Annotated in this window: 19 protein-coding genes; 6 read left to right on the forward strand and 13 right to left on the reverse strand. The window is 71.4% G+C overall.

Features of this window, described 5'->3' with window-relative positions:
- The first annotated feature begins 67 nt into the window (after positions 1-67).
- Positions 68-541: an ATP-binding protein gene (locus ACSYGN_RS15835; RefSeq protein WP_460396092.1), complete on the forward strand. Its 474-nt coding sequence runs from the start codon at positions 68-70 to the stop codon at positions 539-541.
- On the opposite strand, the gene ACSYGN_RS15840 is transcribed toward ACSYGN_RS15835, so the two are convergent.
- Both ACSYGN_RS15840 and ACSYGN_RS15845 read right to left on the reverse strand, forming a co-directional pair.
- The gene (locus tag ACSYGN_RS15840; RefSeq protein WP_460396094.1) at positions 507-1,229 is read right to left on the reverse strand and encodes a LuxR C-terminal-related transcriptional regulator; all 723 of its coding nucleotides are present in this window, start codon (positions 1,227-1,229) and stop codon (positions 507-509) included. The two genes, ACSYGN_RS15835 and ACSYGN_RS15840, sit on opposite strands and share 35 nt — an antisense overlap.
- The gene (locus ACSYGN_RS15845; protein ID WP_460396096.1) at positions 1,226-2,518 is read right to left on the reverse strand and encodes an ATP-binding protein; all 1,293 of its coding nucleotides are present in this window, start codon (positions 2,516-2,518) and stop codon (positions 1,226-1,228) included. The genes ACSYGN_RS15840 and ACSYGN_RS15845 overlap by 4 nt, the downstream gene beginning before the upstream one ends.
- Positions 2,519-2,697: 179 nt before the next feature.
- Here ACSYGN_RS15845 and ACSYGN_RS15850 point away from each other — a divergent pair, with 179 nt between their 5' ends.
- On the forward strand, positions 2,698-4,191 hold the full coding sequence (locus ACSYGN_RS15850; RefSeq protein WP_460396098.1) for a PspC domain-containing protein: 1,494 nt from the start codon (positions 2,698-2,700) through the stop codon (positions 4,189-4,191).
- Positions 4,178-4,435 (forward strand): hypothetical protein, encoded by a 258-nt coding sequence (locus tag ACSYGN_RS15855; RefSeq protein ID WP_460396101.1) that lies wholly within the window; start codon positions 4,178-4,180, stop codon positions 4,433-4,435. The genes ACSYGN_RS15850 and ACSYGN_RS15855 overlap by 14 nt, the downstream gene beginning before the upstream one ends.
- A gap of 98 nt (positions 4,436-4,533) precedes the next feature.
- On the opposite strand, the gene ACSYGN_RS15860 is transcribed toward ACSYGN_RS15855, so the two are convergent.
- From ACSYGN_RS15860 to ACSYGN_RS15870, 3 genes are all read right to left on the reverse strand, one after another.
- Complete coding sequence (locus ACSYGN_RS15860; RefSeq protein ID WP_460396104.1) at positions 4,534-5,064, reverse strand: DoxX family protein; 531 nt, start codon at positions 5,062-5,064, stop codon at positions 4,534-4,536.
- A 135-nt stretch (positions 5,065-5,199) separates the two neighbouring features.
- Entirely contained in the window at positions 5,200-6,477 is a 1,278-nt protein-coding gene (locus tag ACSYGN_RS15865) for a hypothetical protein (RefSeq protein ID WP_460396106.1), read from the reverse strand.
- A gap of 159 nt (positions 6,478-6,636) precedes the next feature.
- Positions 6,637-7,467, reverse strand: coding sequence for a class II aldolase/adducin family protein (locus ACSYGN_RS15870; RefSeq protein ID WP_460396108.1), 831 nt, complete (start codon positions 7,465-7,467; stop codon positions 6,637-6,639).
- A 243-nt stretch (positions 7,468-7,710) separates the two neighbouring features.
- On the opposite strand from ACSYGN_RS15870, the gene ACSYGN_RS15875 reads away from it, so the two are divergent.
- A complete protein-coding gene (locus ACSYGN_RS15875; protein WP_460396110.1) occupies positions 7,711-8,205 on the forward strand; it encodes a pyridoxamine 5'-phosphate oxidase family protein in 495 nt (164 codons plus the stop codon).
- Between the two features lie 25 nt (positions 8,206-8,230).
- Here ACSYGN_RS15875 and guaA read toward each other — a convergent pair whose 3' ends face one another.
- Entirely contained in the window at positions 8,231-9,808 is a 1,578-nt protein-coding gene (gene guaA / locus ACSYGN_RS15880) for a glutamine-hydrolyzing GMP synthase (RefSeq protein ID WP_460396112.1), read from the reverse strand.
- A gap of 436 nt (positions 9,809-10,244) precedes the next feature.
- Between guaA and ACSYGN_RS15885 the strand changes: the two genes are divergently transcribed.
- A complete protein-coding gene (locus ACSYGN_RS15885) occupies positions 10,245-10,547 on the forward strand; it encodes a chorismate mutase (protein WP_460396114.1) in 303 nt (100 codons plus the stop codon).
- Between the two features lie 424 nt (positions 10,548-10,971).
- Positions 10,972-11,985, forward strand: a complete 1,014-nt coding sequence (locus ACSYGN_RS15890) for an LPXTG cell wall anchor domain-containing protein (RefSeq protein WP_460396116.1) — start codon at positions 10,972-10,974, stop codon at positions 11,983-11,985.
- 172 nt (positions 11,986-12,157) lie between these two features.
- On the opposite strand, the gene ACSYGN_RS15895 is transcribed toward ACSYGN_RS15890, so the two are convergent.
- From ACSYGN_RS15895 to ACSYGN_RS15925, 7 genes are all read right to left on the reverse strand, one after another.
- Positions 12,158-13,963 (reverse strand): GMC family oxidoreductase N-terminal domain-containing protein, encoded by a 1,806-nt coding sequence (locus tag ACSYGN_RS15895; RefSeq protein ID WP_460396118.1) that lies wholly within the window; start codon positions 13,961-13,963, stop codon positions 12,158-12,160.
- A gap of 103 nt (positions 13,964-14,066) precedes the next feature.
- Complete coding sequence (locus tag ACSYGN_RS15900) at positions 14,067-15,698, reverse strand: succinic semialdehyde dehydrogenase (RefSeq protein WP_460396120.1); 1,632 nt, start codon at positions 15,696-15,698, stop codon at positions 14,067-14,069.
- 105 nt (positions 15,699-15,803) lie between these two features.
- Positions 15,804-16,979, reverse strand: a complete 1,176-nt coding sequence (locus ACSYGN_RS15905; RefSeq protein WP_460396122.1) for a serine/threonine-protein kinase — start codon at positions 16,977-16,979, stop codon at positions 15,804-15,806.
- Between the two features lie 120 nt (positions 16,980-17,099).
- On the reverse strand, positions 17,100-18,758 hold the full coding sequence (locus tag ACSYGN_RS15910) for a serine/threonine-protein kinase (protein WP_460396124.1): 1,659 nt from the start codon (positions 18,756-18,758) through the stop codon (positions 17,100-17,102).
- A 167-nt stretch (positions 18,759-18,925) separates the two neighbouring features.
- Positions 18,926-20,608, reverse strand: a complete 1,683-nt coding sequence (locus ACSYGN_RS15915; RefSeq protein WP_460403496.1) for a serine/threonine-protein kinase — start codon at positions 20,606-20,608, stop codon at positions 18,926-18,928.
- 266 nt (positions 20,609-20,874) lie between these two features.
- Positions 20,875-23,619: a protein kinase gene (locus tag ACSYGN_RS15920; RefSeq protein WP_460403498.1), complete on the reverse strand. Its 2,745-nt coding sequence runs from the start codon at positions 23,617-23,619 to the stop codon at positions 20,875-20,877.
- Positions 23,620-23,853: 234 nt separating this feature from the next.
- Complete coding sequence (locus tag ACSYGN_RS15925) at positions 23,854-26,136, reverse strand: serine/threonine-protein kinase (protein WP_460396127.1); 2,283 nt, start codon at positions 26,134-26,136, stop codon at positions 23,854-23,856.
- Positions 26,137-26,516 lie beyond the last annotated feature (380 nt).

Consider the following 26,516-nt stretch of genomic DNA (forward strand, 5'->3'; position numbering starts at 1 on the left):
GCTAGGCACAACCGGGAACCGCAATCCCACGAATCGTCAAAACTTCGACGCAAGGGATGAACGGCGCATGCAGACCCCGTGGCCACCGCTGCCCACGACGGCCCCGAAGGACATCGAATGGCGCCTGCCGCGTCACGCGAGAAGCGTGGGCAGGGCACGGGCCCTGTTCCGTGGCCAAGCGGCTTCCTGGGCCCTGCCGCAGGATCTGACGGACACGGCGGAACTGCTCCTGAGCGAGCTGATGACGAACGCCTACCGCCACGCGAAGGTCCCGGCGGGCCGGGAGATCTGGGCCCGCTGTGTGGTCACGGACGACAGAATCCGCGTGACGGTGACCGACGCGAGCGCCATGCTCCCCGCCCCGGGAACGGCATCGCCGGACGACGAGTCAGGCAGGGGCCTGACCCTGGTTTCGACGCTGGCGGACGACTGGGGCGCGGAGCGCCGGGAGTGTGGCATCGGCAAAGAGGTGTGGTTCGAGCTGGCGCTCGAAGGGTTGCCGACACTCACACCAGCCGTCGTGCCGTCGCCCACCGAGTGAGCTCGTGGCGGTTGGAGAGCTGGAGTTTGCGGAGGACCGCGGAGACATGGGACTCGACCGTCTTCACCGAGATGAAGAGTTGCTTCGCTATCTCCTTGTAGGCGTAGCCGCGGGCGATGAGGCGCAGGACTTCGCGTTCGCGTTGGGTGAGGCGGTCGAGGTCCTCGTCGACGGGTGGGGCGTCGGTGGAGGCGAAGGCGTCGAGGACGAAGCCGGCCAGGCGCGGGGAGAAGACGGCGTCGCCGTCCTGGACGCGGAAGACGGAGTTGACGAGGTCGGTGCCGGTGATCGTCTTGGTGACGTAGCCCCGTGCGCCGCCGCGGATCACGCCGATCACGTCCTCGGCGGCGTCCGAGACGGAGAGGGCGAGGAAGCGGACGGGGTGTTGGGCGTCGGCCATCAACGAGGAGCAGCGGCGGAGTACTTCGACGCCTCCGCCGCCCGGGAGGTGGACGTCGAGCAGGACCACCTCGGGGCGGGTCGCGGTGATGACCGTGACCGCTTGGTCGACGTCGGCGGCCTCGCCGACGACCTCGACACCGGTCTCGGCGGTCTGGCCGATCTCGGCCTGCACGCCGGTACGGAACATACGGTGGTCGTCGACGAGGACCACGCGCACATGGCGCTTGGCGGTACCGCCGCCGGTCGGCTCCATGGGCTCGGCGTTCGCCCCTGTCGGGTCGCTCATGACGTGTTCTCCGCCCTCTCCATCTCCAGCTCGACCTCCGTGCCGCCACCGGGCACCGCCCGCAGCCGGGCCGTGCCGCCGTTGCGCTCCATGCGGCCGATGATCGATTCTCTGACACCCATGCGGTCGGCCGGTATCGAGTCGAGGTCGAAACCCGGTCCGCGGTCGCGCACGGACACAAAGACCTTCCGGCCCTCGACTTCGGCGTAGACCTGCACGGCGCCTCCCTCGCCACCGTACTTGGCGGCGTTCACCATTGCTTCGCGCGCGGCCTGCATCTGCGCGCCGGTCTTCTCGTCGAGCGGGCAGTCGCCGACGACGACCACCTCGATGGGGACGCCGTGCTTGTCCTCCACCTCGGCCGCACTGCGGCGGACCGCCTCGGCGAGCGTGTCCGGTTCCTGGGCCTCGTCCTTGCCGGTGCCCTCCGGCTTGTAGAGCCAGGTGCGCAGGTCACGCTCCTGGGCGCGGGCGAGACGGCGGACCTCGTTCGCGTTCTCCGCGTTGCGCTGGATCAGGGTCAGGGTGTGCAGCACGGAGTCGTGGACGTGGGCGGCGACCTCGGCGCGTTCCTGGGCGCGGATGCGCATCAGCCGCTCCTGGGAGAGGTCCTGTGTCATCCGCACGAGGTACGGCCCCGCAAGCAGGGTGATACCGACGATGACCGCGAGGGCGGCCTGGAGCACCGAGCCGAGGTGGGCGGCGGAGCCCTGGAGGACGAACATGGCCGAGACACCGGCCGTGACCAGCAGGACGCCCGCTCCCGCGCGCAGCAGGGTGAGGGTGCGGCGACGGCGGCCGACCTCGACCCAGCGGGCCCGGCGGGCGTTGTCCGCCTGGCGCCAGACGAGGGCGACACCGGCACCGACCAGGAGGGTCGGCCAGAGGTAGGCGCGGGCGCCGTTGCCCAGGTCCACATTGCCCACGAAGACCATGGCCATGACGACCATGAGGAGCAGGGCCACTATCTGGCCGCGGTCCGGTTTGCGGGCGACGATTCTGCGGCGGCCGTCGGCCGATATCTCGGTGGTGACGAGGGACGGGGGCTTCTGGCCGCCGACCCCGCCGACGCCGAGGGGTACGAAGAACCAGAACGCGGCGTAGAGCAGAGCGCCGAGGCCATCGGCCATGAAGAGGCCTACGAAGACGAGCCGCACCCAGATCACGGGCAGCCCGAGATGCCCGGCGAGCCCCCGCGCCACACCACCCAGCCAGCGACCGTCGCTGCTGCGGTAGAGCTTGCGCGGCGGCCGCGGTTCGGCGAGTGGCGCTGCTGCGGCTTCCGGCATGCCCCCGATATTCACACGTTGCGAAGGGCGAGGCATCAGGGTCGACCCCCGAGACGCCCCTGATCTTCGAACGGGCAGGCCGTCGAACGGGTCCCCCGCGTGGAGTCAGGGGTGATTTCAGGGTTGGGCCAGGGTCATTCCGGCTGCCGCGGCGGCGCCACGGCCGTCACCATGGACCCATGGCAGATCACCAGCACGCCGCGGACCAGGGGCCCGAGCAGGGTGTCCGGTCCGACGCGTCCACCGCACCCCCTGCGCCCGGACCGGGTCCGCAGGACAAGGAACCGCGTGCGCACACGAGCGCGCACGAGCGGGCGGGCACGCAGGCGGACGCGCGGGCGGATCTGGGGACGGGCGGCGAGACCGGGCCGGCCATGCCGGCCGCACCGGCCGAGCCGGCCGAGGTGTCCCCCCGGTTCCGCCGTGACCGGCGGACCAAGATGCTGGGCGGGGTGTGCGCGGGTCTGGGGCGGCACTACGACATGGACCCGGTGATCTTCCGCATCACCCTGGCCGTGCTGGCCGCGACGGGCGGCATCGGCCTCATCTTCTACGGCTTCGTCTGGCTCATCGTGCCGTACGACGACGAGGACGAGAACGAGCTGCGCAAGCTGCTGACCGGCCGGGTCGACGGCCCGGTGCTGGCGTCCATACTGTTCGCCCTGGTCGGCTGCGGAGTGTTCCTGACCATGCTGAAGAACGGCGGGGTGATGACCTTCGCGGTCATTCTCTCCCTGCTGCTGGCGGGCGCGGGGTACTGGTCTCAGCGCCGTGACACCCCCGCCCCCGACGACCCGCTGGCGGCCCAGGCCGTCGCGGACGCGCCGCCGGAGCCGAAGGCACCACCGATCATGTACCCATCCTGGTGGCGCGACCCGATCGTCAAGGACGGCAGACATGTCGGGGGCACCGGCTATCTCTGGGGCCCCAGCGACTCGCGCAACCGGGATGTGGCGGCCGCCGTCAATATCGGCCGCGGCACCCCGTGGGCCGGGCGCCCGGTGGCGGGCGTCCCGCGCCCGCCGGTCCCGAGACCGCGGGCCCCGCGTTGGATCGGTAGCTGGGTCTTCCTGCTGGCCCTGCTGGCGGGCGGCCTGGGCACCGGCCTGACATGGCGCACCCACCCGCTCGGCACCAGTCTCCAGACCGGACTGGCCTGCGCGCTGATCGTCCTGGGCCTGGGGATAGCCGTCAGCTCCTTCCTGGGGCGTACGGGTGCCGGGTCGATGTTCCTGGCGATCGTCACCGCGGGTCTGCTCGCGGCGGCGGCGGCGATACCGAAGGACGTGACCACCCACTGGGAGCGCGTCACATGGCGGCCAGCCACGGTGGCCGAGGTACAGCCGAAGTACGAACTCGGGACCGGGAAGGGAGTGCTGGACCTGAGCCGTCTCCCGCTCGGCAAGGGGCAGACCCTGTCGGCGGCGGCCGAGGTGAAGGTGGGCAAGCTCCAGGTGATCGTTCCGAAGGGTGTGACCGTGAAGGCGGGCATCGACATGGGCGTCGGGGACATCCAGTTGCCCGGCGAAAAGAAGAAGGACGTGGACGTGCAGCCTGACCAGCACAAGCGGGTGACACTCGCGCCGTCGGCCGGGAGCGCGAAGGGCGGCACGATCGATCTGGATCTCCGGATCGGCGCGGGACAGGTGGAGGTGACCCGTGCTGCGTCATGAGTTCCAGCCCGGACGGCTGATAGCGGGCGTGTTCCTCACCGCGGCGGGCATCGCCTACGTCGGTGACGCGGGCGGCGCCTGGGACACGGTGTGGTTCGCTGCGTTCCCGCTCACCGTGTGCGGCCTCTTCCTGGCCGCCCTGGCCGGGATCACGGCCAGGGCGATACGCAAACACCGCAGGGCTGCGCGCCGAGCAGTCGAGGACGCGAGGACACCAGCCGCCGGGCCCCCGTTGTCGCGCTGAACCAGCGGAACGGGCTGAACGACTGATCTGAACGGCTGATCTGACCGCCTTGCCTGAGCCGACCGAACCGGCGGTGCGGTCCGCCGAAGTGGCCCGGACTACCGGTAGCCGCCCGCAGGTTGCCGCCGTGCCCGCCACACCGCGTCCAGGGAGAGATAGGGAGTGCCGGCCAGGAGGAGCGGGAGCCAGGCCATCAGATAGGGCAGATCGTTGCCGTAGTAGTAGGGAGTGGAGGCCCAGCTGATGGTCAGCCACAGGCTGAGGGAGATCAACGCGCCGCCGAGTGCGGCGATACGGCCCAGCAGACCGACCAGGATGCCGATGCCGACGGCGAGTTCACCGAGAGCGATGGCGTAGCCGAAGCCGACGGGGCTCTTCAGGGCCAGGTCGATCATGGCCGGGATGGCCGAGGAGTCGTGCACCGACCGCAGGGTGTCACCGAGGGACTCGGGCCCCGACGACTTCATGAAGGCGCTGTTGGTGAGCTTGTCGAGTCCGGCGTAGATGAAGGTGACGCCGAGAAAGACCCGGAGTGGAAGGAGGGCGTAACGGCTGGCGGTTTCCCGCCAGTTCCGGTCGCCCGCGAGATAAGGGGTGGTGTGCGTGTCCGTACGCATGCCGTGAGTCATCGCTCGTGCCGCCTCTCGCCCGCCGTGCAGAGACCCTCGGTAGTCCATTACGTACGACAGGGAGGTGCCGCTCAATCCCGATGCAGCACATTTTTCGGCTTCGGCCCGTCTCGTCCTCAGGCCGGGCGCCGGTGGTCAGTCCAGGACGTCGATGGTGCAGCGGTTGGTCTCCAGGCCTGCGGCGGTAACCACTTGGACCTCGACACGGCCTGGTTCCACATCGGCGGGGACCGGGACGGTCAGGACGGTGTCCGAGGGGTTGCTGAAGCCGCCGGTGACCGGGACCAGAGGGACGTGGACGTTGACGGGGCCTATGCGGACGACCATGCGGGAGAGCCGGTCGGCGCTCTGGGCGCCCGGTGGGACGAAGCCGGCGCCGCGGATCTCGATGTCGTCGCCGGTGCGGATGGGCGCGTCGAGGTCACCGGCCTCGCGGGCACGGACGACGGAGAGGATGACGGGGCGGCCGCCCTCGGCGTACTTGCCGGTGAGATAGGTCGCGGCCGAGATCAGCACCAGTACCGCGAGGCCCCAGGGCAGGTCGGGCAGTTGGTCGGGACGGCGGGCGAGGCGTACGGCGGCGAACGCCAGGGCGACGGCGCTCATGATGACGTACTGGATGTCGGTGAAGGTGCCGCGGCCGGAGTCGTCGGTGAGGAGGTCGGCGGCTCGCGGGCGGTCCGCGCGGAGCTTCTGGAGCCGCTGCCCCAGCACCCGCACCCCGACCACCCGCCGCACCAGCACGGCGATGCCGCAGACCACCGCGAGGACGGTCACCACGCCCGCGCCACGGGCGAGTTCGAGGCCCGAGATGAGCGCGTCGCGCTCGGCGTGGCCGGAGGCGGCGCCGAGCCGGCCCACCAGTACCAGAACCGAGAAGGAGATGAAGAGGACCCAGGCGGCCGCCACGGCGCGGGAGGTGGACAGGCGGTTGTCCTCGCCTATCACCGGGGCGAGCGCACCGCCCCGGGCCCGGTGGAACCAGGAGGCTGCGGTCAGTGCCGCGGCCACCGCGAGCGCCGCCAGCAGCCCGGCCGTGCGGGCGGCGGTCCAGCCCGTGCCGATCGCGGTGAGCGACTGAACGAGGAGGAGGATGACGACAAGACCCCATACCGTGACCGCGGTACGCCGCCAGAGGCGCGCCAGCCAGGCGCGGCCCTCGGCACGGCGGCGCTCGGCGACGAGTTCCGCGGACTGGGTGAGTTCCTCGGAGACCCACTGGCGGGAGGCGGAGGCCGAGTGGGCCACCGCTGCCGGAAGTCCGTGCCCGGCCGCGAACTCGTCGCGTTTGAGGAGGAATTCGGCGACCGCTCGCCGGTGTCCGGCGCGTGCGCCGTGCGGGCAGTCACCGCAGGTGCAGCCGCCCTCGTGGGCGCTCGCCGTCGCGCCCTCTCTCGCCTCCTGGACCGCCACGACCCACGCCTGCCTTCCGGTGAACCCGAGGGTTCACAACTCCTGGGTGACGACAGCGAATTGTGCCCTATCCAGCGGGGTGCTCGGTGCACAGGGCTGGCCCGTAAGGGTGATGATCGGCGCGTCGTGTTGACGAGGTGGGCTTGGTGGGTGGCTCGCTCAGCTCAGCAGGTCGGGCTCGCTGCGGCTGATGTCCTGCCACAGGGGCTGGTAGTTGATCCACGCGACCAGATCTGTGCCGAGCTGGTCCCTGGTGGCCGCGGCGAGCTTGTGGTCGATGAGGACGGGACGCCCGGCGGCCTTCGCGGTGAGCTGGACCTGGCTGGAGCGTTCCATCGACAGGAACCACCAGGCGGCCGCGTCGACGGAGTCGCCGACGGTCAGCAGTCCGTGGTTGCGCAGGACCAGCGCCTTGCGGGAGCCCAGGGCGGAGGCGATGCGGCGGCCTTCCTCGGCGTCGACGGCGACACCGGAGTAGGCGTCGTAGAGGGCGTGGTCCTCGTAGAAGGCGCAGCTCTCCTGGGTGATGGGGTCCAGGAGGTCCCCGAGCGCGGCGAGGGCGCGGCCGTGCACGGAGTGGCAGTGTGCGACGGCGACGACATCGGGGCGGGCGGCGTGGACCTGGGCGTGGACGGTGAAGGCGGCCTGGTTGACGTGGTAGCGGCCCTCGATGACCTGGCCGTCCTGGTTGGCGAGCACGAGGTCGCTGACGGTGACGTGCTTGAAGGGCATCCCGAACGGGTTGACCCAGAAGCAGGTGCTGAACTCCGGATCGCGCGCGGTGATGTGTCCGGAGACCCCGTCCTCGAGGCCGGACCGCCCGAAGATCCGCAGCGCGCCCGCAAGCCGCTCCTTGCGGTGGCGCCGTTCGTCCTCGACGGACTCGTGCATCGGCGGCATCGCGAACCGCAGCTGCTCCGTGGGCAGGGGCAGGGGCAGGGGCAGGGGCGGGGGCGGGGGCGGGGGCGGGGGCGGGGTGGGCCCTGGCATAGGTCCTCCAGCGCTGGGTTGCTCGACGAGGCGGAAGTTACCGCCGGTCTGTCCAGGAGAACAGAGAAGTTCAGGAAAGACGTAAAGAGGTGAACCAAATGAAACCAAGGGCCTTGCGAGGCGGGCCAGGCGGCTCGCCCGGGAGATCGGGCGAGCCGCGTGGCCGCGCCGGGTCCGGGACACCCGGGGCCGGGTCTCGAATATCTGACAGCAGGTGTCGGGTATGCGCGTGAGGCTGGAGGTATGGAGCCTGTGAACTGGGCGGCGTTCGCCGCCGTGGAACCTGAACTGGCCAAGATCGCCGAGGAGCGTTTCGGAGCGGCCACCCACCATGTGCTGGCGACGCTGCGCAGGGACGGTTCGCCGCGTACCAGCGGGCTGGAGGTGAGTTTCCTGGACGGTGAGCTGTGGCTCGGGATGATGCCGAACTCTCTCAAGGCGCTCGATCTGCGGCGCGATCCGCGGTTCGCCCTTCAGTCGAACCCTGGTCCCGGCACGGATCTGAGCGTGGGCGACATCCGCGTCAGCGGGCGGGCCGTCGAGGTCGGCGACGTCGGTCGGGGCGATGAGCCGGAGGCGAAAGCGGCGTATGTGAAAGAGGTGGAACCGCCGCAGCCGCTCCACCTCTTCCGCACCGAACTGACGGAGGTCGTGCGGACCTACGTCGCGGACGACAAGTACGTCGTCCTGGAGGTCTGGAAGCCCGGAGAGCCGGTGCGCACCCTCCGGCGGACCTGAGCCGTACCGCAAGAAGCGGACGGACTCACTCCCACTCGATGGTGCCCGGCGGCTTGGAGGTGACGTCGAGGACGACGCGGTTGACGTCGCGGACCTCGTTGGTGATGCGGGTCGAGATCTTCGCCAGGACGTCGTACGGCAGGCGCGACCAGTCGGCCGTCATGGCGTCCTCCGAGGAGACGGGGCGCAGCACGATCGGGTGGCCGTAGGTGCGGCCGTCGCCCTGGACGCCGACGCTGCGGACGTCCGCGAGGAGGACCACCGGGCACTGCCAGATGTCGCGGTCGAGACCGGCGGCGGTGAGTTCCTCGCGGGCGATGGCGTCGGCCTCGCGGAGCAGGTCGAGCCGGTCCTCGGTGACCTCGCCGACGATACGGATGCCGAGGCCGGGGCCGGGGAACGGCTGGCGCTGGACGATCTCCTCGGGCAGGCCGAGTTCCTGGCCGACCATGCGGACCTCGTCCTTGAACAGCTTGCGGAGCGGCTCGACGAGCTGGAACTCCAGGTCCTCGGGGAGGCCGCCGACGTTGTGGTGGGACTTGATGTTGGCGGTGCCGGTGCCGCCGCCGGACTCGACGATGTCGGGGTAGAGGGTGCCCTGGACCAGGAACTCCACCGCCGGGCCAGCGTCGGCGATGATCTCGGCCTGCGCCTGTTCGAAGACGCGGATGAACTCGCGGCCGATGATCTTCCGCTTCTGCTCGGGGTCCGAGACCCCGGCCAGCGCGGTGAGGAAGCGCTCCTGGGCGTCGACGACCTTCAGCTGGACGCCGGTCGCGGCGACGAAGTCCTTCTCGACCTGCTCGGTCTCGCCCTTGCGCATCAGGCCGTGGTCGACGTAGACGCAGGTCAGCTGGGAGCCGATGGCCTTCTGGACGAGGGCGGCAGCCACTGCGGAGTCCACGCCGCCGGACAGCCCGCAGATCGCGCGCTTGTCGCCGACCTGCTCACGGATGGCGGTGACCTGCTCGTCGATCACACTGCCGGTGGTCCAGGAGGGGGTGAGTCCGGCGCCGCGGTAGAGGAAGTGCTCGAGGACCTGCTGGCCGTGCGTGGAGTGCATGACCTCGGGGTGGTACTGGACGCCGTAGAGCTTCTTCGTGTCGTTCTCGAAGGCGGCGACCGGGACGACGTCGGTGGACGCGGTGACGGCGAAGCCCTCGGGGGCGGCGGAGCAGGCGTCGCCGTGCGACATCCACACCGCCTGCTCGGCGGGGGTGCCCTCGAAGAGGGTGGAGGACGTCCGGGAGACGTGCAGGTCGGTACGGCCGTACTCGCGGGCGCCGGTGTTGTCGACGGTGCCGCCGAGGGACTGCGCCATGAGCTGGAAGCCGTAGCACATGCCGAAGACGGGGACTCCGGCGGTGAACAGCGCGGGGTCGACGGTGGGCGCGCCAGCCTCGTACACGGACGAGGGGCCGCCGGAGAGGATGATCGCCGCCGGGTTCTTCGCGAGCATCTCGGCGACCGGCATGGTGCTCGGCACGATCTCGCTGTAGACCCGGGCCTCGCGGACGCGGCGGGCGATGAGCTGGGCGTACTGCGCGCCGAAGTCGACGACCAGGACGGTGTCGGGGGCGGCGGCGATTGTCGCTGTTGACACGGGGGCCTTCCGGCGGATCGGGCGGGGTCTGTGGGGCCGATTCTACTGGGGTGGGGGTTGGTCGCCTCGCCGTCGTGCTGGGGGCTGCCGCCCCCAGGCCCCCGCTGTCGGCCCTGGACAGGCCTTGTCCTCAAACGACGGACGGGCTGGATATGGTCGCCGCTTCCGCCACAGTGCCGTGAGCCGGTCTCAGCATGTGAACCGTGTTGGTGGTGCTCCCCCGCCGACGCGGCATACTGGGGCCATGCTCGCGCAGACGACCTTCCTCTTTACCTATGGCAACCGGCCCACCGGCTGCCATGGTCGTGCTGCTTGAGCAACTGACAAGCGACTTCCCAGGCGCCCCGGGCCGACAAGGCCCGGGGCGCCTGGCGTTTCCGGAGCCTGTCACTCCGGGGGACCTGCCTTCACCCACACCTTTATCTGGAGGCCCCCAATGACCGCCGCCACCACCGCCACCACCACCATCGAGAAGACCGGCGCCCGCACCGCCGAGGCCGCCGACGTCATCAGTGGCGCGCGGGAGCGCATCGATGCCCTGGACGACCGGATCATCGCGCTGATCCAGGAACGGATGGCGGTGTCCGCCGTGGTCCAGGAGGCGCGGATCACCTCGGGCGGGCGGCGCGTGAATCTCTCCCGGGAGATGGAGATCCTCGGCCACTACAGCGAGGCGCTCGGCAAGCCGGGCACCTCGCTCGCCATGACGCTGCTCGAACTGTGCCGGGGGCGCGTCTGAGTCCGTCCGCAGGGCGGTGGCTCCCCCGTACGGGGGGCGTGGCCGCGCGTCGTGGGACCTCGTTCCGGCCGAGTGACCGGACGGCAGGGGACAGCGGTCCGGTCACCCGAGAGAAACGGCCGGCTCCGGGGACGCCCGGGGCTGGCCGGGGCTGGCCGGCGGACATCCCGGACATCCCGGCCAGACCCGCGGCATCGTTCGGCAGCCGTCGGCGTCATAGGCGATCCCCAGGTGTGACACAGGGCACATAAAGTTCCTGTGAGGTGGCGCACAACCTTTCACAGGCGTCACGGATCGAACTCCGTAGTCATGTGAATCAAGGGTGATCGAGGGCACTTCCGCGCCCCACACGCGGAGGCCTCCCACCGACGTCCGTACCGCGACGCACATCGCGCCGGGGTACGCCGGATAAGCCGAGGTCTTCATGAAGCTTCGTCGTGCCATGGCAGCAGCGGCCGCGACTGCAGCGATAGCGCCGCTCGCCCTGCTCGCGGCACCGACCGCCTTTGCCGACGACGACCAGTCGTCCGCGTCGCCGAGCGCCTCCGTGAGCGCATCGCCGTCCGACAGCGCGTCCGCCTCCACGAGCGCTTCCGCGTCCCAGAGCGCTCCCGCGCCGAGCGACTCCGCGAGCCAGTCCGCCCCTGCGCCCAGCACCTCGGTGTCGGCGTCGGCATCGGCGTCGACCAAGCCCAGCGACAGCGCCACGCCGACCGCCGAGCCCAGCAACTGCGCGGTCGACGACAACATGGCCGACCCCGAGTCGCAGCTCAGCATCTCCGTGTCAGGTCTGCCCGGCAAGATCGTCGCCGGTAGCGGCTGGCACTACTTCACGATGTCCGCCGCCAACCACAGCGACGAGTCGCTCGGTACCGTGCAGTGGCTCGCGATAGTCGACAACGACACGCTCAGCGACAACGAGAAGGACTGGCTGAGCACCTACGCCAAGCTCGAGTACTTCGACCCCCAGACCAAGGCCTGGGAGTCCATGGCGGACGAGGTCGGCAACGGCCTCTACTTCGGCCAGACCGACCTTGGTCCGAAGGAGACGGTCGGCATCAAGCTGCGCCTCGACATCACCGCGAAGGCTCCGGCCGGTAACGGCTTCAGCATGGGCATCGGCGGATATCTCGACCAGAAGAAGAACTGCATACACAGCGCGTTCGACTTCTACGAGTTCACCGTCCTCAAGCCCGGCAGCAGCAACAACAACCCGGGCGAGGCCAAGCCGGGCAAGGGCACAAAGCCGAGCAGCGGCAAGGCACCGCAGGGCGGTGCCACCCAGATCGCGCCCACCGGCACCCTCGCCAGCACCGGCTCCAGCTCCATCGTGCCGACCATCGGCTTCGTCGGCGGTGTCGCCGTCGTCCTCGGTGCGGGCGTGGTCGTCGTGGCGCGCCGTCGCAAGGCGGGTGCGGGTACAGGCACGGAGGCGTAAGCGGAACGGTGCGACGTAGGCCGTACGGCTGGTCAGCCGTACGGCGCGTCAGCCTCACAGGCTTGTCGCAAGGCGAGAAGAGGGAGCTGCGCTCGGAGGGGGGCGCGGGTCCCTCTTCTCGTGTCCCTACGAACTTCTCCTGCTTCTGCCTCTTCTCCTGCTTCTGCCTTTTCTACTGCTTCGGCGGCACCGTCGGCATGCCGAGGAACGGCAGGCGCAGGGCGCCGAAGGCCTCGGGTGGGACCGCCGGGTGGTGCGGGGGTACCGGGGCGAGGCGTTCGTAGGGCGTGTTCTGGGCCGGGCGCGGGTCGGTCTCGCCCTTGTTGGGCCAGTACGACATCGCCCGCTCCGCCTGCGCCGTGATGGTCAGCGAGGGGTTGACGCCGAGGTTGGCGGAGACCGCGGCGCCGTCGACGACGGAGATGCCGGGGTGGCCGTAGAGGCGGTGGTAGGGGTCGATGACGCCGGTGTCGCGGTCGGCGCCGATCGGGCAGCCGCCGAGGAAGTGGGCGGTGAGGGGGGTGCCCATGAGTTCGCCGACGTTGGAGCCGGGGAAGCCGTTGATCTCGGCCGCGAGGGCCGCCGCGCCCTCCGAGGCGGCCTTGATCTGCCGGGGGTTGGGGGCGCCGTGGCCCTGTCGGGCGGTGAGCAGGCCCTTGCCTACGCCGTCCGGTTTCAGATACGTCGTCAGGGAGTTGTCCAGGGACTGCATCACCAGGCCGATGATGGTCCGCTCCGACCAGCGGCGGTTGGAGAGGGAGCGGAGCACGAGGACGGGGTGGCGGACCGCGTTCGCCAGCCAGGCGGCGACCCGCGAACCGCCCTCCGCGTACGGGACCTGGAGGATCGAGAGGCCGCCCATCGAGTTGGAGCCCTTGCCGTAACGGACCGGCTCGATGTGGGTGTCGGCGTCGGGGTGGACGGACGAGGTGATCGCGACGCCCTGGGTGAAGTCCGCGCGGGGCTCGCCGGTGACCTTGCGGTAGCGCCGGTCGTCCGTCTGGGCGCCCACCAGGGCCTCGGAGTTGGTACGGGTCAGTTCGCCGAGGCGGTCGGAGAGACACGGGAGCTGACCGCCCGCCTTCATCCGGTGCAGCAGGGTCTGGGTGCCGTAGGTACCGGCGGCCAGGACGACCCGGCGGGCGGTGAAGGTGCGGCCCTTGCCCTTCCTGCGGTCGTCCGTGGGGAGCGTGGCCACGGCGTAGCCGCCGCGTGAGTCGTCGGTGACGGACACGACCGTCGTCATGGCGCGGACCTCGGCGCCCGCTTTCTCGGCGAGGTGGAGATAGTTCTCGTTGAGGGTGTTCTTCGCGCCGTGGCGGCAGCCCGTCATGCACTCGCCGCACTCGGTGCACGCCTTGCGGGACGGCCCGGCCCCGCCGAAGTACGGGTCGGCCACCTGCTCGCCCGGCCGCGCCTTCACCTCCCCGTCACCGTCCCGGCCGTCCCCGAAGAACACCCCGACCGGCGCCATGTGGAAGGTGTCGCCGACGCCCATCCGCTCGGCCGCCGCCTTGAGATGCACGTCGGAGGGGGTCATCGTCGGGTTGAGGCGGACGCCGAGCATGCGCCGCGCCTGGTCGTAGTACGGCTTCAGCTCCTCCTGCCAGTCGGTGATGTCACGCCACTGGGGGTCGTCGAAGAACGGCTTGGGCGGTACGTAGAGGGTGTTGGCGTAGTTCAGCGAACCGCCACCGACACCCGCTCCCGCCAACACCATGACGTTGCCCAGCAGATGGATGCGCTGGATGCCGTACATGCCGAGCCTGGGGGCCCAGAGGTAGTTCTTGAGGTCCCAGGAGTTCCTGGGCAGCGTCTCGCGGGTGAAACGGCGGCCGGCTTCGAACACACCGACCTTGTAGCCCTTCTCCGTGAGCCGCAGGGCGGTCACCGAGCCGCCGAAGCCGGATCCGACGACGATGACGTCGTAGTCGTAGACATCAGCGTCAGAGGCGGGGACAGCGTTCTCCTGTGACACGTGCTCTCCTCGTCGAGAACTACGGGACGTACGGGCCTACGGGGCGTACGGACCTGCGGGAAGTACGGACTTCGGGGGCCGGGCGGAGGGCGTATGCGAGGGCTCAGCGGAAGCGGAATGCCTTCATCAGCCGCAGGCTGCGGCTCATGAACTCGGCGTACCGCTCGTCGTCCATGCCCAGCGACGGCGCCATGGGCAGCAGCCGCTGCTGCGCGACCGTCTGCGCCTCGGTGTACTTCAGGATGCCCTCGGAGCCGTGCCGGCGGCCGAGACCGGAGTCCTTCATACCGCCCATCGGGGACTGGACGCTGCCGTACGCCGGGGCGTACCCCTCGTTGATGTTGACGGTGCCGGTGCGCAGCCGGGCGGCAACGGCGCGCCCGCGCCGCGCGTCCTTGGTCCAGACGGAGGAATTGAGCCCGTACGGCGTCGCATTGGCACGCTCGATCGCCTCGTCGTCGGTCGCGAAGCGGTAGATCGAGACGACCGGGCCGAAGGTCTCCTCGCCGCACACGGCCATCGGGGCCTCGACCTCGTCGAGGACGGTCGGTTCGAAGAAGTACGGCCCGATGTCCGGCCGCGCCACACCACCGGCGACTACCCTGGCGCCCTTGGCGACGGCCTCGTCCACATGCCGCCGGACGCTCTCCAACTGGCGCGGTCCGGCGAGGGATCCCATGTCGGCGCCGTAGGCGAGCGAGGTGCCGAGCCGCATCGCCTTGGTCCGGGCGGCGAAACGCTCCAGGAAGGCGTCGGCGATCGACTCGTGGACGTAGAGCCGCTCGATGGAGATGCAGAGCTGCCCGGCGGACGAGAAGCAGGCGCGGACGGCGCCGGCGGCGGCCTTCTCGATGTCGGCGTCGTCGAGGACCAGCATGGCGTTCTTGCCGCCGAGTTCCAGGGAGACGCCGACCAGCCGGGCGGCGGCGCCTTGAGCGACCTCACGGCCGGTGCGGGTGGAGCCGGTGAAGGAGACGTAGTCGGCGTGTTTGACGATCTCGGGCCCGACGACCGGGCCGTCGCCGATGACGATCTGGAAGACCTCGGCCGGAAGCCCGGCCTCGATCAGCAGGTCACGGGCCCAGAGGGCGGTCAGGCAGGTCTCGGTGTCCGGCTTCATGACCACGGCGTTGCCCGCGACGAAGGCGGGGAGGGCGTCGCCGACCGAGAGTTCGAGGGGGTAGTTCCAGGGGGCGATCTGGCCGACGACACCGCGCGGGTGGCGCAGTTCGGTGACCTTGGTGAGGGTCGGCATGGCACCGGCGTGCCGCTTGGGGCGCAGGTAGGCGGGCGCCTTGCGGCCGTAGTGGCGGGCGGCGACGGCGACGGCCTGCACCTCCTCGTGGGCGTGCAGGCGGGCCTTGCCGGTCTCCAGCTGGATGAGGTCGAGGACCTCCGCTTGGCGCTCCAGCACGAGGTCGTGGAAGCGCAGCAGTACGGCGGCCCGCTCGCGCACCGGCGCCTGGGCCCAGACGCCCTGCGAGGCACGGGCCGACCGGAACGCCCTCGCCACGTCCTCCGGGGTGGACTCGGGCAGGTCGGCGAGTTTCTCCCCGGTGAACGGCGTGTGGTTGGCGGTACGGCCGGACCCGGCGACGCCCTTGGTGAGCTGGGCGACCAGCTGGGGCGTGACCACATCGGCGGCGGTACGGGCGCCCTCGGGGGCGGGGGCGAGGGGGTTGGTACCGGGCGTGCCGGTCGTGCCGGTCTTCTCAGCGGCCTGCGAGTCCGTCATGACGGGCAGCGTATGCCGCGGCGGAGCCCTTTGGGTACCCGTCGGTAACGACGCTTCACGGGGTGCACACATACCGCCAGTGGCCACTGGCAACGAACGTGCTGATCAGCGGATTGCGCGGACGGTGGGCTGCCGGTCGGGATCTTCCCCGGGCTCGGGGGCAGGGGGGAGGGCGAGACCGAGCCCGGTGAGGAGACGGCGGAGGGGGCTGTTGCGGGGGTGGGCGTCGGCCTCCAGGGCAGCCAAGGCGTCGGAACCGTCGGAGCCGTCGGAGGCTTCCGATGCATCCGAGGTATCCGAGGTATCCGAGGTATCCGAGAACGAGCCAGGAGGCGCCTCCTCCCGGCCGTCCACCTGAGCGGGGATGTCCACCAGCGGTGCCGGACCCGGGACCAGACCAGAACCCGGAACCGGAACCGGAACCGGAACCGGAATCTCGGGAACGTCCCGCCCCTCGGCAACGGCATCGAGAACCACCGCGACCTCGGCCGCTCCGGGCCGCTCCTCCGGCTCCCGGGCCAGCATCCGCACGACGAGCTCCCCGAGGGGCCCGCCCGGCTCGTCGACCAGCGACGTTCCGTCCTGGACCGCACCCCGCTCCGGAGCGGCACCCTCGACGGCGGCGTACAGCAACGCCCCCAGGGCCCACAGGTCGGATGCGGGCCCGGCACCGGGGCCCGACAACTGCTCGGGCGCTACGAACTCCCCGTCACCGGAACCGGAATCCTCACTGTTGCCGTTCCCGGTGCCGTTCACGTGGGCGATCCCGAAGTCGGTGAGCAGAACCCGCCCGTCCTCGCCAAGAAGCACGTTGGCGGGCTTGAGGTCCCGGTGCACCATGCCGGCGGCGTGAGCGGCGCGCAGCGCACCGAGCACGGCGACCCCGATACGGGCGGCCTCGTCGTGCGAGACGGTCCCGCGCCGGAGCCGCGCGTCGAGCGACTCGCCGCGCACGTACTCCATGACGACCCAGGGAAGCCCGTCCTCGACGACGACGTCATGGATGACGATGGCGGACGGATGATCGACACGAGCGGCGACCCGGGCCTCGTGGCAGAGCCGGTTGACGGCGCGCTGGCGTTCCTCGCCCTCGGGCTCACCGCACGACCCGGACTCCCCGACCAGCCGAGGCTGCTTGACGGCCACCTCCTGGCCCTCGACCTGGTCGAGCGCCCGCCAGACGGTCCCGGAGCCTGTGCCCCCGACCCGCTCCAGCAACTGATAGCGGCCGTCTATCAGACGGCCGTCGGGGTCGGGCTCATGTTCGCCGACTTCACTCATGCCCCATGAGTACCGTGTGACAGGTGTGATTGTCGAAGCGAACCCCCAAGACGCCCCCGTGACACACCCCACCGTCCGGCGGAGCAACCAGCATCGGGACCTGCCTGTTTGTCGTCTTATTCATCGTCGTACGAAGGTGTCCAGGGCGACGTCGAAGTACTCCCGTGCCTCCCGCACCTGCCCGACCGGCGCCGACACCCATACGTCGTACAGCCGCCCGGCCTCCTCCCAGCACAGGTCGTAGGTGTGCCTCGGGCCCTCCGCGGTGCTGAAGCCGTCCCAGCTGAACTCCCAGAGCGCGGCGGGATGTCCGTCGTGCGTGGTCGAGGTGACCAGGCCGTCGTGATAGCCGGGGTTGGTGTCGGGACCCGCGGCGTCGGCGCGGTTCATCACCGCCACCGGGCCGCCCTCCTCCGGTGCCGCGATCTTGATACCGAGGCGGAAGGTCTCCCCCGGCGACATGTAGAAGATCCGCACCCCCTGCGGCTTGCGTGTGAAGCCCTCCGGCACGGCGAGCGAGAAGCCCGCCGGGTCCTCGACCAGGCGGTATCCCGAGGGCGCCGTACGGGAGGCGGAGGACGGGGAGCGGGTCACGGTGACCGTGGGGGTGACCGGTGAATGCGACGCGGATACGGGCGGGATCGCGGACGCCGTACGTGACGGCCCCGGTGACTCCGATGACTCCGATGCGGACGATCCCCCGGACGCCGACACCGATGACGCCGAGTGCCTCGGCGTGCCTCCGCTCCCGCCTCCCTTCATCAGCAGCGCCGCCGCCGACACGCCCGCCCCCGCCATCGCGGCGACCAGCAGCGCCGTCACCAGCACGCCCCGGGTGGAGTAGCGCGGGGCGGCGGAGCCGGGCGGTGCGGGCGGCGAAGTGGGAGCGGGTGTGGGGGTGTCGAGGGCCGTAGGACTGTAGGGCGAGGACACGGGGAGCGGCGTGCTGCCGGTGTCCAGATAGGCCCGCAGCAGCCGTTCCGCCTCCGTCGCGCCGAGCCGCCGTTCCGGGTCGCGCTCCAGCAGGCCCCGTACGACGGGCAGCAGCGGCTCGGCCTGCGCGGGCGTACGGATCTCGTCGACGACGACCGCGTGCAGGATGCCGCCCAACGAGTCGCGCCGGAACGGCGATTCACCGCTCAGCGCCGTGCACAGCAGCGCGCCGAGCGACCACAGGTCGGACTCCGGGCCGGTCCGGTCACCGGACATCCGCTCCGGGGCGGTGTACTCGGGCGAGCCGACGAAGGAACCGGTCTCGGTGAGTGTGGTCGCGCCCACGACTTGGGCGATACCGAAGTCGGTGAGGACGACCCGGTCGGTGGCCGATTCCACCAGCACGTTCGCCGGTTTGATGTCCCGGTGCAGCACGCCCGCCTGGTGCGCGGTGCGCAGGGCGCCCAGCAGGGCCACGCCGATCCGCGCGGCCTCGCGCGCGCCGACCGGGCCGTGCGCGGCGATCCGGTCGGCGAGGGAGCCGCCGTCGATCAGCTCCATGACGATGTACGGGCGTTCGTCCTGCTCCACCACGTCATGCACCACGATGATGTGCGGATGGCGCAGTTGGGCCACCGCGCTGGCCTCGCGCAGGGTGCGGTCGCGCTGCCGCCTGGCGTCCTCTCCGGAGAGGGTGGTGTCCTGGACCAGTTCCTTGACCGCGACCCGCCTGCCGAGCAGTTCGTCGGTCGCGCGCCATACGACGCCCATGCCGCCGCGCCCGAGCCGCGCCTCCAGCCGGTAACGCCCCGCGATGACACGGACGGTGTCCCCCTCGGTCCCCATACGCCCCATCATGCCGCAGCGGACCCCCGCACTCCGGGTAGGCGACCGGCCAAGCCCGCCAGCGCCGCGCCACGGCGGCCGGGAAGGTCTGTACAGATCCGGCCGATGGCCGCCCTGTCAGCTGCCGCCCGACATGCCGCCGTTGGACACCGGCCGCGGCCAGGGCGTCAGCTCCCGTCCGGCCGCCAGCTCTGGAGCACCGTCTTGAACTGCTGGCTCGTGGTCGCCCAGTCCTCGGCGGGGGAAGATATGTAGATCGCGTACTCCACGCCGTCCCGTGAGAAGTACGTCTCCTCGGTCGCGCGGCGCGGTCCTGGGAATTTGTTGTCCTTGGTCGTCGCCGTCCACGTGCAATCCCACACCGAGCCCGGACGGTCCCGGTAGATGTTCTCATGGAGGGTGACTCTGTTGTAGTCCTTCAGGTCCTCCAACTGCACCTCCAGGTCCTTCTGGTGGTCGTAGGCGTTGTCGAAGTCGGACGCGCGGTCGACGGCTATACGGATGAAATGCTTGCCGCCGTCGGGTGAGTAGTCGGTCTGGTGGGCGTCAAAGACCGTCCGCTTCCACTCCGCGCTCGGCAGGGCCAGGCCGTAGCCGCGGGCGTCGTCGTAGCGCACCCAGCCGGCTGGCAGCGTGCCCCAATCGCCGGTGTCCGACGGCGACGGCGACGGGCGCGCGGTCGATGAGGCGACCGTGTCGCCCGTCGTGCCGCCCGACTGGGCCGACGATCCGCTGTCGTGCCACTGCTGGAGGACCACCGTGGTCGCCCCGCCGACAAGCGCGGCGACAGCGACAAACAGCGCGACGGTGCGCAGCCGACGGCGCCTCGGTGCGCGCGGCGCGGCATGCTGCTGCGGCCTCGGGCCGCCGACCACCGTCGCTCCGGGGCCGCCGGGTCCCATGGCCGTCTGACCGCCCGTGCCCCCTCCGGCCGCCGAGGAGTGCGCCCCGTGGGCCGCGGTGGCCGTCTCCGAGCGGGAGTTGGCGCCGGTGTCGTACTGCTGCGTCGGCACATACGCCTGCGCCGCGCTCGGCCGGCGGCCCTCCGCCGCGTCGGCGAGCATCTGCTCGGTCTCCTCCGCGTCCGGACGGGCGGCCGGATCCTTGCGCAGCAGCGCGGAGATGACGGGGCCGAGGGCATCGGCGTGCTGCGGCTCGCCGATCTCCTCCTCGACGACCGCCTGCATGGTGGACAGCGGCGAGGTACGGCGGAACGGCGACCGGCCGTCGACCGCCGTGTACAGCGTGGCGCCCAGCGCCCACAGGTCGGACGCCGGGCCCGGGTCGTGGCCGCGGACCCGCTCGGGGGCCAGATAGTCGACCGAGCCGACGACCTCACCGGTACGGGTGATGGTGGTGTCGCCCTCGATCTGCGCTATGCCGAAGTCGGTGATCAGGACACGGCCGTCATCACCGAGGAGAACGTTGCCCGGCTTGACGTCACGGTGCAGCACGCCCGCTTTGTGCGCGGCGCGCAGGGCGCGCAGCACCCACAGACCTATGCGTGCGGCCTCGCGGGGCTCGATCCGGCCGCGCTCCTTGACGGCGTCGGCCAGCGAGTGGCCCTCGACCAGCTCCATCACGATCCACGGGCGGCCGTCGTGCTCCAGCACGTCGTGCACGGTGACGACGGCGGAGTGGTTGATGCGCGCGGCGGCGCGCGCCTCCGCCCGGGTGCGGGCCAGCAGCAAATCTCTGTCGCTCTCCGACACATAGAGAGCGGCGGTCAGCTCCTTGATGGCGACCGTCCGGTGCAGCACCTCGTCGTGGGCGCGCCACACACGGCCCATGCCACCGCTGCCGATGGATTCGGCGAGCCGGTAGCGGCCCGCGAGGAGCAGGCCTTGCATCTGATTCACGTTTCCCCGCAATGGTCTTGACAACGCCAGAGTAAGGACCGCCCTGCGTTCAGGGAACCTGAGGGGCGGCACGGAGACCGCACTGTGACGGTTGTCGCTTCTGGTGACACGAAGGAACTGCCGGACCAACTGCGGGCTGCGCAAAGGCCGTCACTCGGTGTACGGCGAGCCGCATTCTCACCACGCCTCACCACATCCTGTTCTCGTCCCCTGTGTCGTGCCGGGGTTCGTCACCCCGAGTACCGGTGCACGCTCCCTCACCCCGTGTACCGGTACGTGGCCGACGCCTGCTCGTACAGCTTCGTCACTTGGTCCCGCTGCGCGTCCGGGCCGCGGACCTGGAGCACGTGGTAGCGGCCGTCGATCAGGATCGCGAGGTTGCGCACGAACAGATCGCGTCCCCGGTCGTCGGTCCAGGTGAACTGCCCCTCGGCCATGGTCCGTCCGCCCACCTCGATGGTGCGCAGCCCGGAGGCGGTGGCCCAGCTGGAGTTGCGGTACGGCGCCAGCTCCTGTTCCTTGTCGCGCTGGTAGGACATGGGGTCGCTGCCGTAGCTCTTCGCGCTGTCGCGGCCCGGTACCACTAAGAGCTCGAAGTCGCCGTGTGCGTACACCACCTGGGCGCGGTCGTTCTTCGGGGTGCGGCTCCAGCCCTTGGCCACGGCCACCTGGAAGCCCTCGGGGTCCTTGCGCAGGGTGAACCCGGCGGCGACATCGGGGTCGGCACTCTGCGCGGAGGCGGAACCCGACGGCCGGGAGGGGCTGCCGCCGTCTCCGGACGGGCTGCCGGCCGGGCTGCCGGACGATCCGGGGGTCCGGTCTCCCGTCCCGGCCGACTTCTCCGGTGCAGGGCTCACTTCCCCCGCCGCTCCGGTGCGGTCGCCGCTCCCGGTGTCCCGTGCGCCCGACTTGGGCATGAACAGCATCGCGTACGCCACCGCTCCGGCCAGCAGGAGCAGGATCAGCAGGAGCAGGGTGCGGCCGAGGCGGCGTGGTGAGGCGGCCTCCTCGCGGGCCCGCTTGTGCCGTCCGTGCGGGCTGCTCGCGGGCAGTCCGGCGCGCCGCCTGCGCACCAGCTCGCCGCGCCGCCGCACGATGGGCAGCCTGCTGGGGTCGGTGGGCGGTGTGGCGACGACATGGGCGCCTGCCTCCGGCTCGGGCGCCGACCGCACCAGCGAACGCAGCCAGCCCCGCAGGTCCTCGAAGTCAAGTCGCTCGGTGGGGTCCTGACGCAGCAGCGACTCCACGACCGGCCGCAGCGGTCCGCACTCCTCCGCGAACGCCGGGGGCTCCGCACAGACCAGTTGCACCAGCTCGGCGGTCGAGTCCTCCGGGTACGGCGCATGTCCCTGTACGGCCCTGAAGAGCAGCGCGCCCAGCGCCCACAGGTCGGTCGCGGGTCCGATCGGCGCGGCCAGTTGCCAGTTCTCGTGCACCGGACCGGCCTGCTCCGGCGACCAGCGCTCGGTCACCGGGCCGACGACCGTCATCCGCGCCTGCCGTGCCCGCTCGGCAGCCAGCGCGGTCGCCGGACCACGCCGCGCGGGCGTCCCGGCGGCCAGGTCGTCCCAGCGGCTCGGACCAGGTCCCGGCCCCGGCCCCGGAGGCCCCGGCGGACCTGCGAGGGCTGTGGTGTCGGCCGCTCCGGCGGGGCCGCCCGGGTGCGCCTCCAGCGGGGGCAGGCCGGCGGACGGGAGCTGATGCGGGCGGGCGCCGCGGCCGGGAGGCGGCAGCAGAGGCGGCCGGTTGCCGTCGCCGGGGGCGGTGCCGTAGGCCGACGGGGCTTCGCCGCCGACACCGTTGCCCGCGGGGGGCAGCGCGGTGCGTTCCTGGGCGCCGTAGCCCGCGGGCGGGGGTATGGCGCCGGGCGGGGGTATGGCTCCGGGCCGGGGGGCGCCGCGTACGCCGTAGGGGTCGGCTATCTGTCCCGGGGGCGCGGGGGCGGGCGGGTGCTGCACCCCGTTGCCGGTCTGGTACGGCGGTTGGGCGCCCTGCTGGGCCGCTGCGTCGCCCTCGGCCGCGGGACGGCCGCCGGGCAGGGCGGCGCGGCCGTTCTGCTGGGCCTCCTGGATGCGGGCGGCAGCCCGCGCACCGGCCCGGTACGCGGCGATGGCCCCGGCCCGGGCGGCCCTGATGTCACCGCCCGACTCCACGGCCTCCCGGCGCTCGATCGCCGCCGGTCCGCGCGCCGCGCCGGGCACGTCCGAACCGGCCGACGGCAGCCCCCGCGACTCCCGCGCCCGGATGGCGGCCCGCCGGGCGGCCTCGGGGTCGACGTCGCCACCGGGTACGCCCGGTACGTCCGGCGTGGCGGGGGCGCTAGGCCCGTGGGCCGCCGTACCAGCGATGCCCGCGCCGCCGCCGCCGGGTTCCTCGTCGCCCTCCGGGGCGGGCACCGGGTCGTAGCCGCACAGTGCCTCCTCCGCCGCGCCGACCGCGAGCCCGGTGAGCATCACCCGGCCGTCGTCGCAGATGAGCACGGTGCGCGAGGTGATGTTCCGGTGCACCCAGCCGTGGGCGTGCAGCACGCGCAGTGCCATGAGGACGTCGGAGGCAACCTCGGCCGCCCGGTACGGCGTCAGCGGGTTCTCGGCGAGCAGCGCCGCCAGCGACCGCGCGGCTACGACTTCGCTGACGATCCACAGCGAGCCGCCCTCGGCGAACACGTCGAAGACCTGGTCGAGCCGGGGGTGGTCGGGTATCCGGGCGGCGGCCTGCGCGGCCTCCACGGCGCGCCGGACCGCAGGGTCGGCGGGCCGCCGGGTGGCCGTCCGCGCCGGGGGGCGCCGGGCGCCGCGGTCCCGGGCGGTGAAGCCGTCGGGCAGCCCGTCGGCGTCGAGCACCTCTGCCTCGACCACCTCGGGCAACGGCACCTGGCGGACCAGGACTTCCTGCCCGCTGTAGGTGTCGAAGGCCCGGGTCTCGGTGAGTTCGTACTCGTCGGACGGGGGCAGCGGCAGGCGGTAGCGGTCGGCGAGCACCCGACCCGCATAGTCGTCCACGTTGCCTCCCCCGGCCGTCCGGTTGGTCGAACCGCGCACGGCGGTCCGCTCGATCACACACGTTCGTCCTGCGGCCCGTCCCGTACGGATTCCCGTTGCAGGGACACCCGTTGTACGGATGCCCGTTGTACGGATTCCTGTACGCGCACGGTCCGCAACCACTCACGATACGTGCCGGAGGCAACTCGCAAAGCGGGGATGCGAGATCTCACGGCCCCGAATGGGCCGCCCGCCTCAAGACTTCGGTTCGAAGGTGGTCGTGAGTGTCTTCCAGGTGTTCTTGCGCAGCGTAGTGTCCCAGTTTGCTGCTTTCGCCGTGTACATCAGCGCATGTCCGAGATGATCGTTGACGCGGAACCCCCGGTCGATCGTGCGGTACTTGACGCCGCCGTCCACAGAGGTGAACTCCCAGTCGGCCGTGGTCCAGCCCCGGTAGTCCACCGACTCTATGCGGATCCGGTGGTACTGAGAACGCGTCATGTAGCGCTCCTGGTTCCGCCAGTCGGCCACCGGGTCGCTCTTGGGGGTGCTGGTCCAGGCGACGAGCAGCTTCTGCCCGTCAGGACCGGTGAACCGGGCACCCGCGGAATCCGTCGTCGTGTACTTCCAGCCGCTGGGCAGGCCGATGGAGAATCCCTGGCTCGACTTGTACGTCGTCACCGCGGCACCCACGCCCGACCCTGAACCGTTCGAACCCGAGTCTCCGCTTCCGGAACCGCCGGACGAGCTCACGCTCTCGGCCTTGCCCGGCGTCGCCGTCGAGCCGGTCCCGGAGCCCGAGGCGCTGCCGTCCGTGACGGTCCCGCCGCCCGTGTCCTCCTTGGTGCCCGCGGTACCCGCGGTACCGCCGGAACTCGCGCTCACGCTCGCCGTCACGGCCGTCTTGGACCCGTTGCTCGCCTTGCCCTTGGTGCCACTGTCACGGCTGCTGAGCCAGATACCCAGCACGGTGCCGACGACTGCGAGGACGACGACGACCGCCACGATCACCAGCGTCCGACGCGGGACCACATCGGTGATCGGCGCCCTGGGCACGGTCCGCGCGGGCCTCGGCGGCAGGTCGTGCAGATCCTCCGGCGGTGCCATCACCGGCCAGCCCGAACGCCCCCCGTCCTTGGGACCGTTCGTCTTCGGCGCCCGGCCCGCGTCGGCCGGCGCCGGACCGGCAGGGGAGCCGCCGGACGCGGCACCCGCGCCGGTGGCCGCGGTGGTCCCCGGAACGGACGCCCCGGCGGCGGGAGCCGAGGGCCGCGGCACCGATGGCCGGGAACTCGGGGTCCGCGCGCCCGAGGCTGCGGCCGCCGCAGGGCCGGAAGCCGAGACACCGGGAGCCGACGCACCGCGAGCCGGGGCGCCCGGCGCAGCGGGACCGGGGAGGGGCTGACGTGCACCCGGAACGGCACCGGCTGCGGCACCGCTTCCGGCGGCATCCGAACCCGCCGTACCCGCGCCGCCGTTGCCCGGAGCTCCGTTGCCCGCCTTGGTGGCCGAGCCACCGGCGGCGACCGCCGCCTTGCGCACCGAACGCAGCGCGCCGCGCAGCTTCTCGGCGGCCTCCTCGCTGCGCTTGCCGCCCGAACCGCCCTTGCCCGCCCGTTCCTCGGGCTGCGGCGGCAGCGGCACCATCCTCGTCGCGTCGAGCGGCTCCGGCGCGGCCTTCGGGTCGGCGTCGTCGATCACCTTGGTCAGCATGGCCCGCGCGCCGGCGTCGTCGAGCCGCTTCACCGGGTCCTTGGTGAGCAGACCGTGGATGACGTCCCTGAGCGGGCCCGCGTTCTTGGGCTCCTCCAGGGGCTCGGTCATCACCGCGGTGAGCGTGGCGATCGCCGACCCCTTGTCGTACGGCGGCACGCCCTCGACCGCCGCGTACAGCAGACCGCCGAGCGACCAGAGGTCGGCCGCCGGGCCCGGCTTGTGCCCGCGGGCGCGCTCCGGGGAGATGTAGGAGGGGGCGCCGACGAGCATGCCGGTCGAGGTGATGGACGGGTCGCCCTCGACCTGTGCGATGCCGAAGTCGGTGAGCACGACCCGGCCGTCCATGGAGATCAGCACATTGGACGGTTTCACGTCACGGTGCAGGATCCCCTCGATGTGCGCCGAGCGCAGCACGTCGAGGATCGCGAGACCGACCTCCGCGGCGCGGACGGGCTTCAGGAGCCCGTCCTCCCGGATGGCCTCGGCGAGGGACTTGCCCTCGATGAGCTCCATCACGATCCACGGCCGGTCGTCCTCGTCGACCACGTCGAAGACGGTCACCGCGCTGTTGTTGCGGATCTTCGCGATCGCCTTGGCCTCGCGCAGCGTGCGGGTGATGAGGCGTCGCTTCTCGTCCTCGTCGATGTTCGACGGGAACCGCAGCTCCTTGACCGCGACCGTCCGGCCCAGGGTCTCGTCCTCGGCACGCCACACGGTGCCCATGCCGCCGCGGCCGAGCACTGCTCCCAGCCGGTACCGCCCGGCGAGGAGACGTTCGCTCTCGTCCTGACGGGATGTGCCCGCCCGCTCCGCCTCCGACATGCGTCCCCTCATGCAACCCGCCCCGACAGAGCACCCATTGTCTCTCACCCGACAAGTGCCCGACGCCCAGGGTGCCCCACATGGACCCACATAAGCACCTGTGAATGCCTGTGCCGAGCACGAACCCGGTGAGATACCCGTCACGCCGCCCGGCGAAACGAGCGGCGGCCAAAGAGGCCGGTGACGGCACGACTTCGGACACCGGTGGTCATTCCGCGCGCCCCGCGTCCGCGGCGGGGAACGACGGGCGCACGCCGTCGTCCGCACCTGTACGCCACCCGTACGCCACCTGTACGTCGCCGAGTTCGTCGCCGATTACGCCGCCGAGTTCTGCCCGTACAGGGGAAGAACGGACGGGCGCCGGGAGAAGATCCCGGTCC

It is taken from the genome of Streptomyces sp. YIM S03343, from assembly GCF_054729195.1.

Excerpts from the sequence above, each read along its gene's own strand:
- ACSYGN_RS15835 (WP_460396092.1), top strand. The coding sequence starts at position 68 with ATGCAGACCCCGTGGCCACCGCTGCCCACGACGGCCCCGAAGGACATC.
- ACSYGN_RS15840 (WP_460396094.1), bottom strand. The coding sequence starts at position 1,229 with ATGAGCGACCCGACAGGGGCGAACGCCGAGCCCATGGAGCCGACCGGC.
- ACSYGN_RS15845 (WP_460396096.1), bottom strand. The coding sequence starts at position 2,518 with ATGCCGGAAGCCGCAGCAGCGCCACTCGCCGAACCGCGGCCGCCGCGC.
- ACSYGN_RS15850 (WP_460396098.1), top strand. The coding sequence starts at position 2,698 with ATGGCAGATCACCAGCACGCCGCGGACCAGGGGCCCGAGCAGGGTGTC.
- ACSYGN_RS15860 (WP_460396104.1), bottom strand. The coding sequence starts at position 5,064 with ATGACTCACGGCATGCGTACGGACACGCACACCACCCCTTATCTCGCG.
- ACSYGN_RS15870 (WP_460396108.1), bottom strand. The coding sequence starts at position 7,467 with ATGCCAGGGCCCACCCCGCCCCCGCCCCCGCCCCCGCCCCCGCCCCTG.
- ACSYGN_RS15875 (WP_460396110.1), top strand. The coding sequence starts at position 7,711 with ATGGAGCCTGTGAACTGGGCGGCGTTCGCCGCCGTGGAACCTGAACTG.
- ACSYGN_RS15885 (WP_460396114.1), top strand. The coding sequence starts at position 10,245 with ATGACCGCCGCCACCACCGCCACCACCACCATCGAGAAGACCGGCGCC.
- ACSYGN_RS15890 (WP_460396116.1), top strand. The coding sequence starts at position 10,972 with ATGAAGCTTCGTCGTGCCATGGCAGCAGCGGCCGCGACTGCAGCGATA.
- ACSYGN_RS15900 (WP_460396120.1), bottom strand. The coding sequence starts at position 15,698 with ATGACGGACTCGCAGGCCGCTGAGAAGACCGGCACGACCGGCACGCCC.
- ACSYGN_RS15905 (WP_460396122.1), bottom strand. The coding sequence starts at position 16,979 with ATGAGTGAAGTCGGCGAACATGAGCCCGACCCCGACGGCCGTCTGATA.
- ACSYGN_RS15910 (WP_460396124.1), bottom strand. The coding sequence starts at position 18,758 with ATGGGGACCGAGGGGGACACCGTCCGTGTCATCGCGGGGCGTTACCGG.
- ACSYGN_RS15915 (WP_460403496.1), bottom strand. The coding sequence starts at position 20,608 with ATGCAAGGCCTGCTCCTCGCGGGCCGCTACCGGCTCGCCGAATCCATC.
- ACSYGN_RS15925 (WP_460396127.1), bottom strand. The coding sequence starts at position 26,136 with ATGTCGGAGGCGGAGCGGGCGGGCACATCCCGTCAGGACGAGAGCGAA.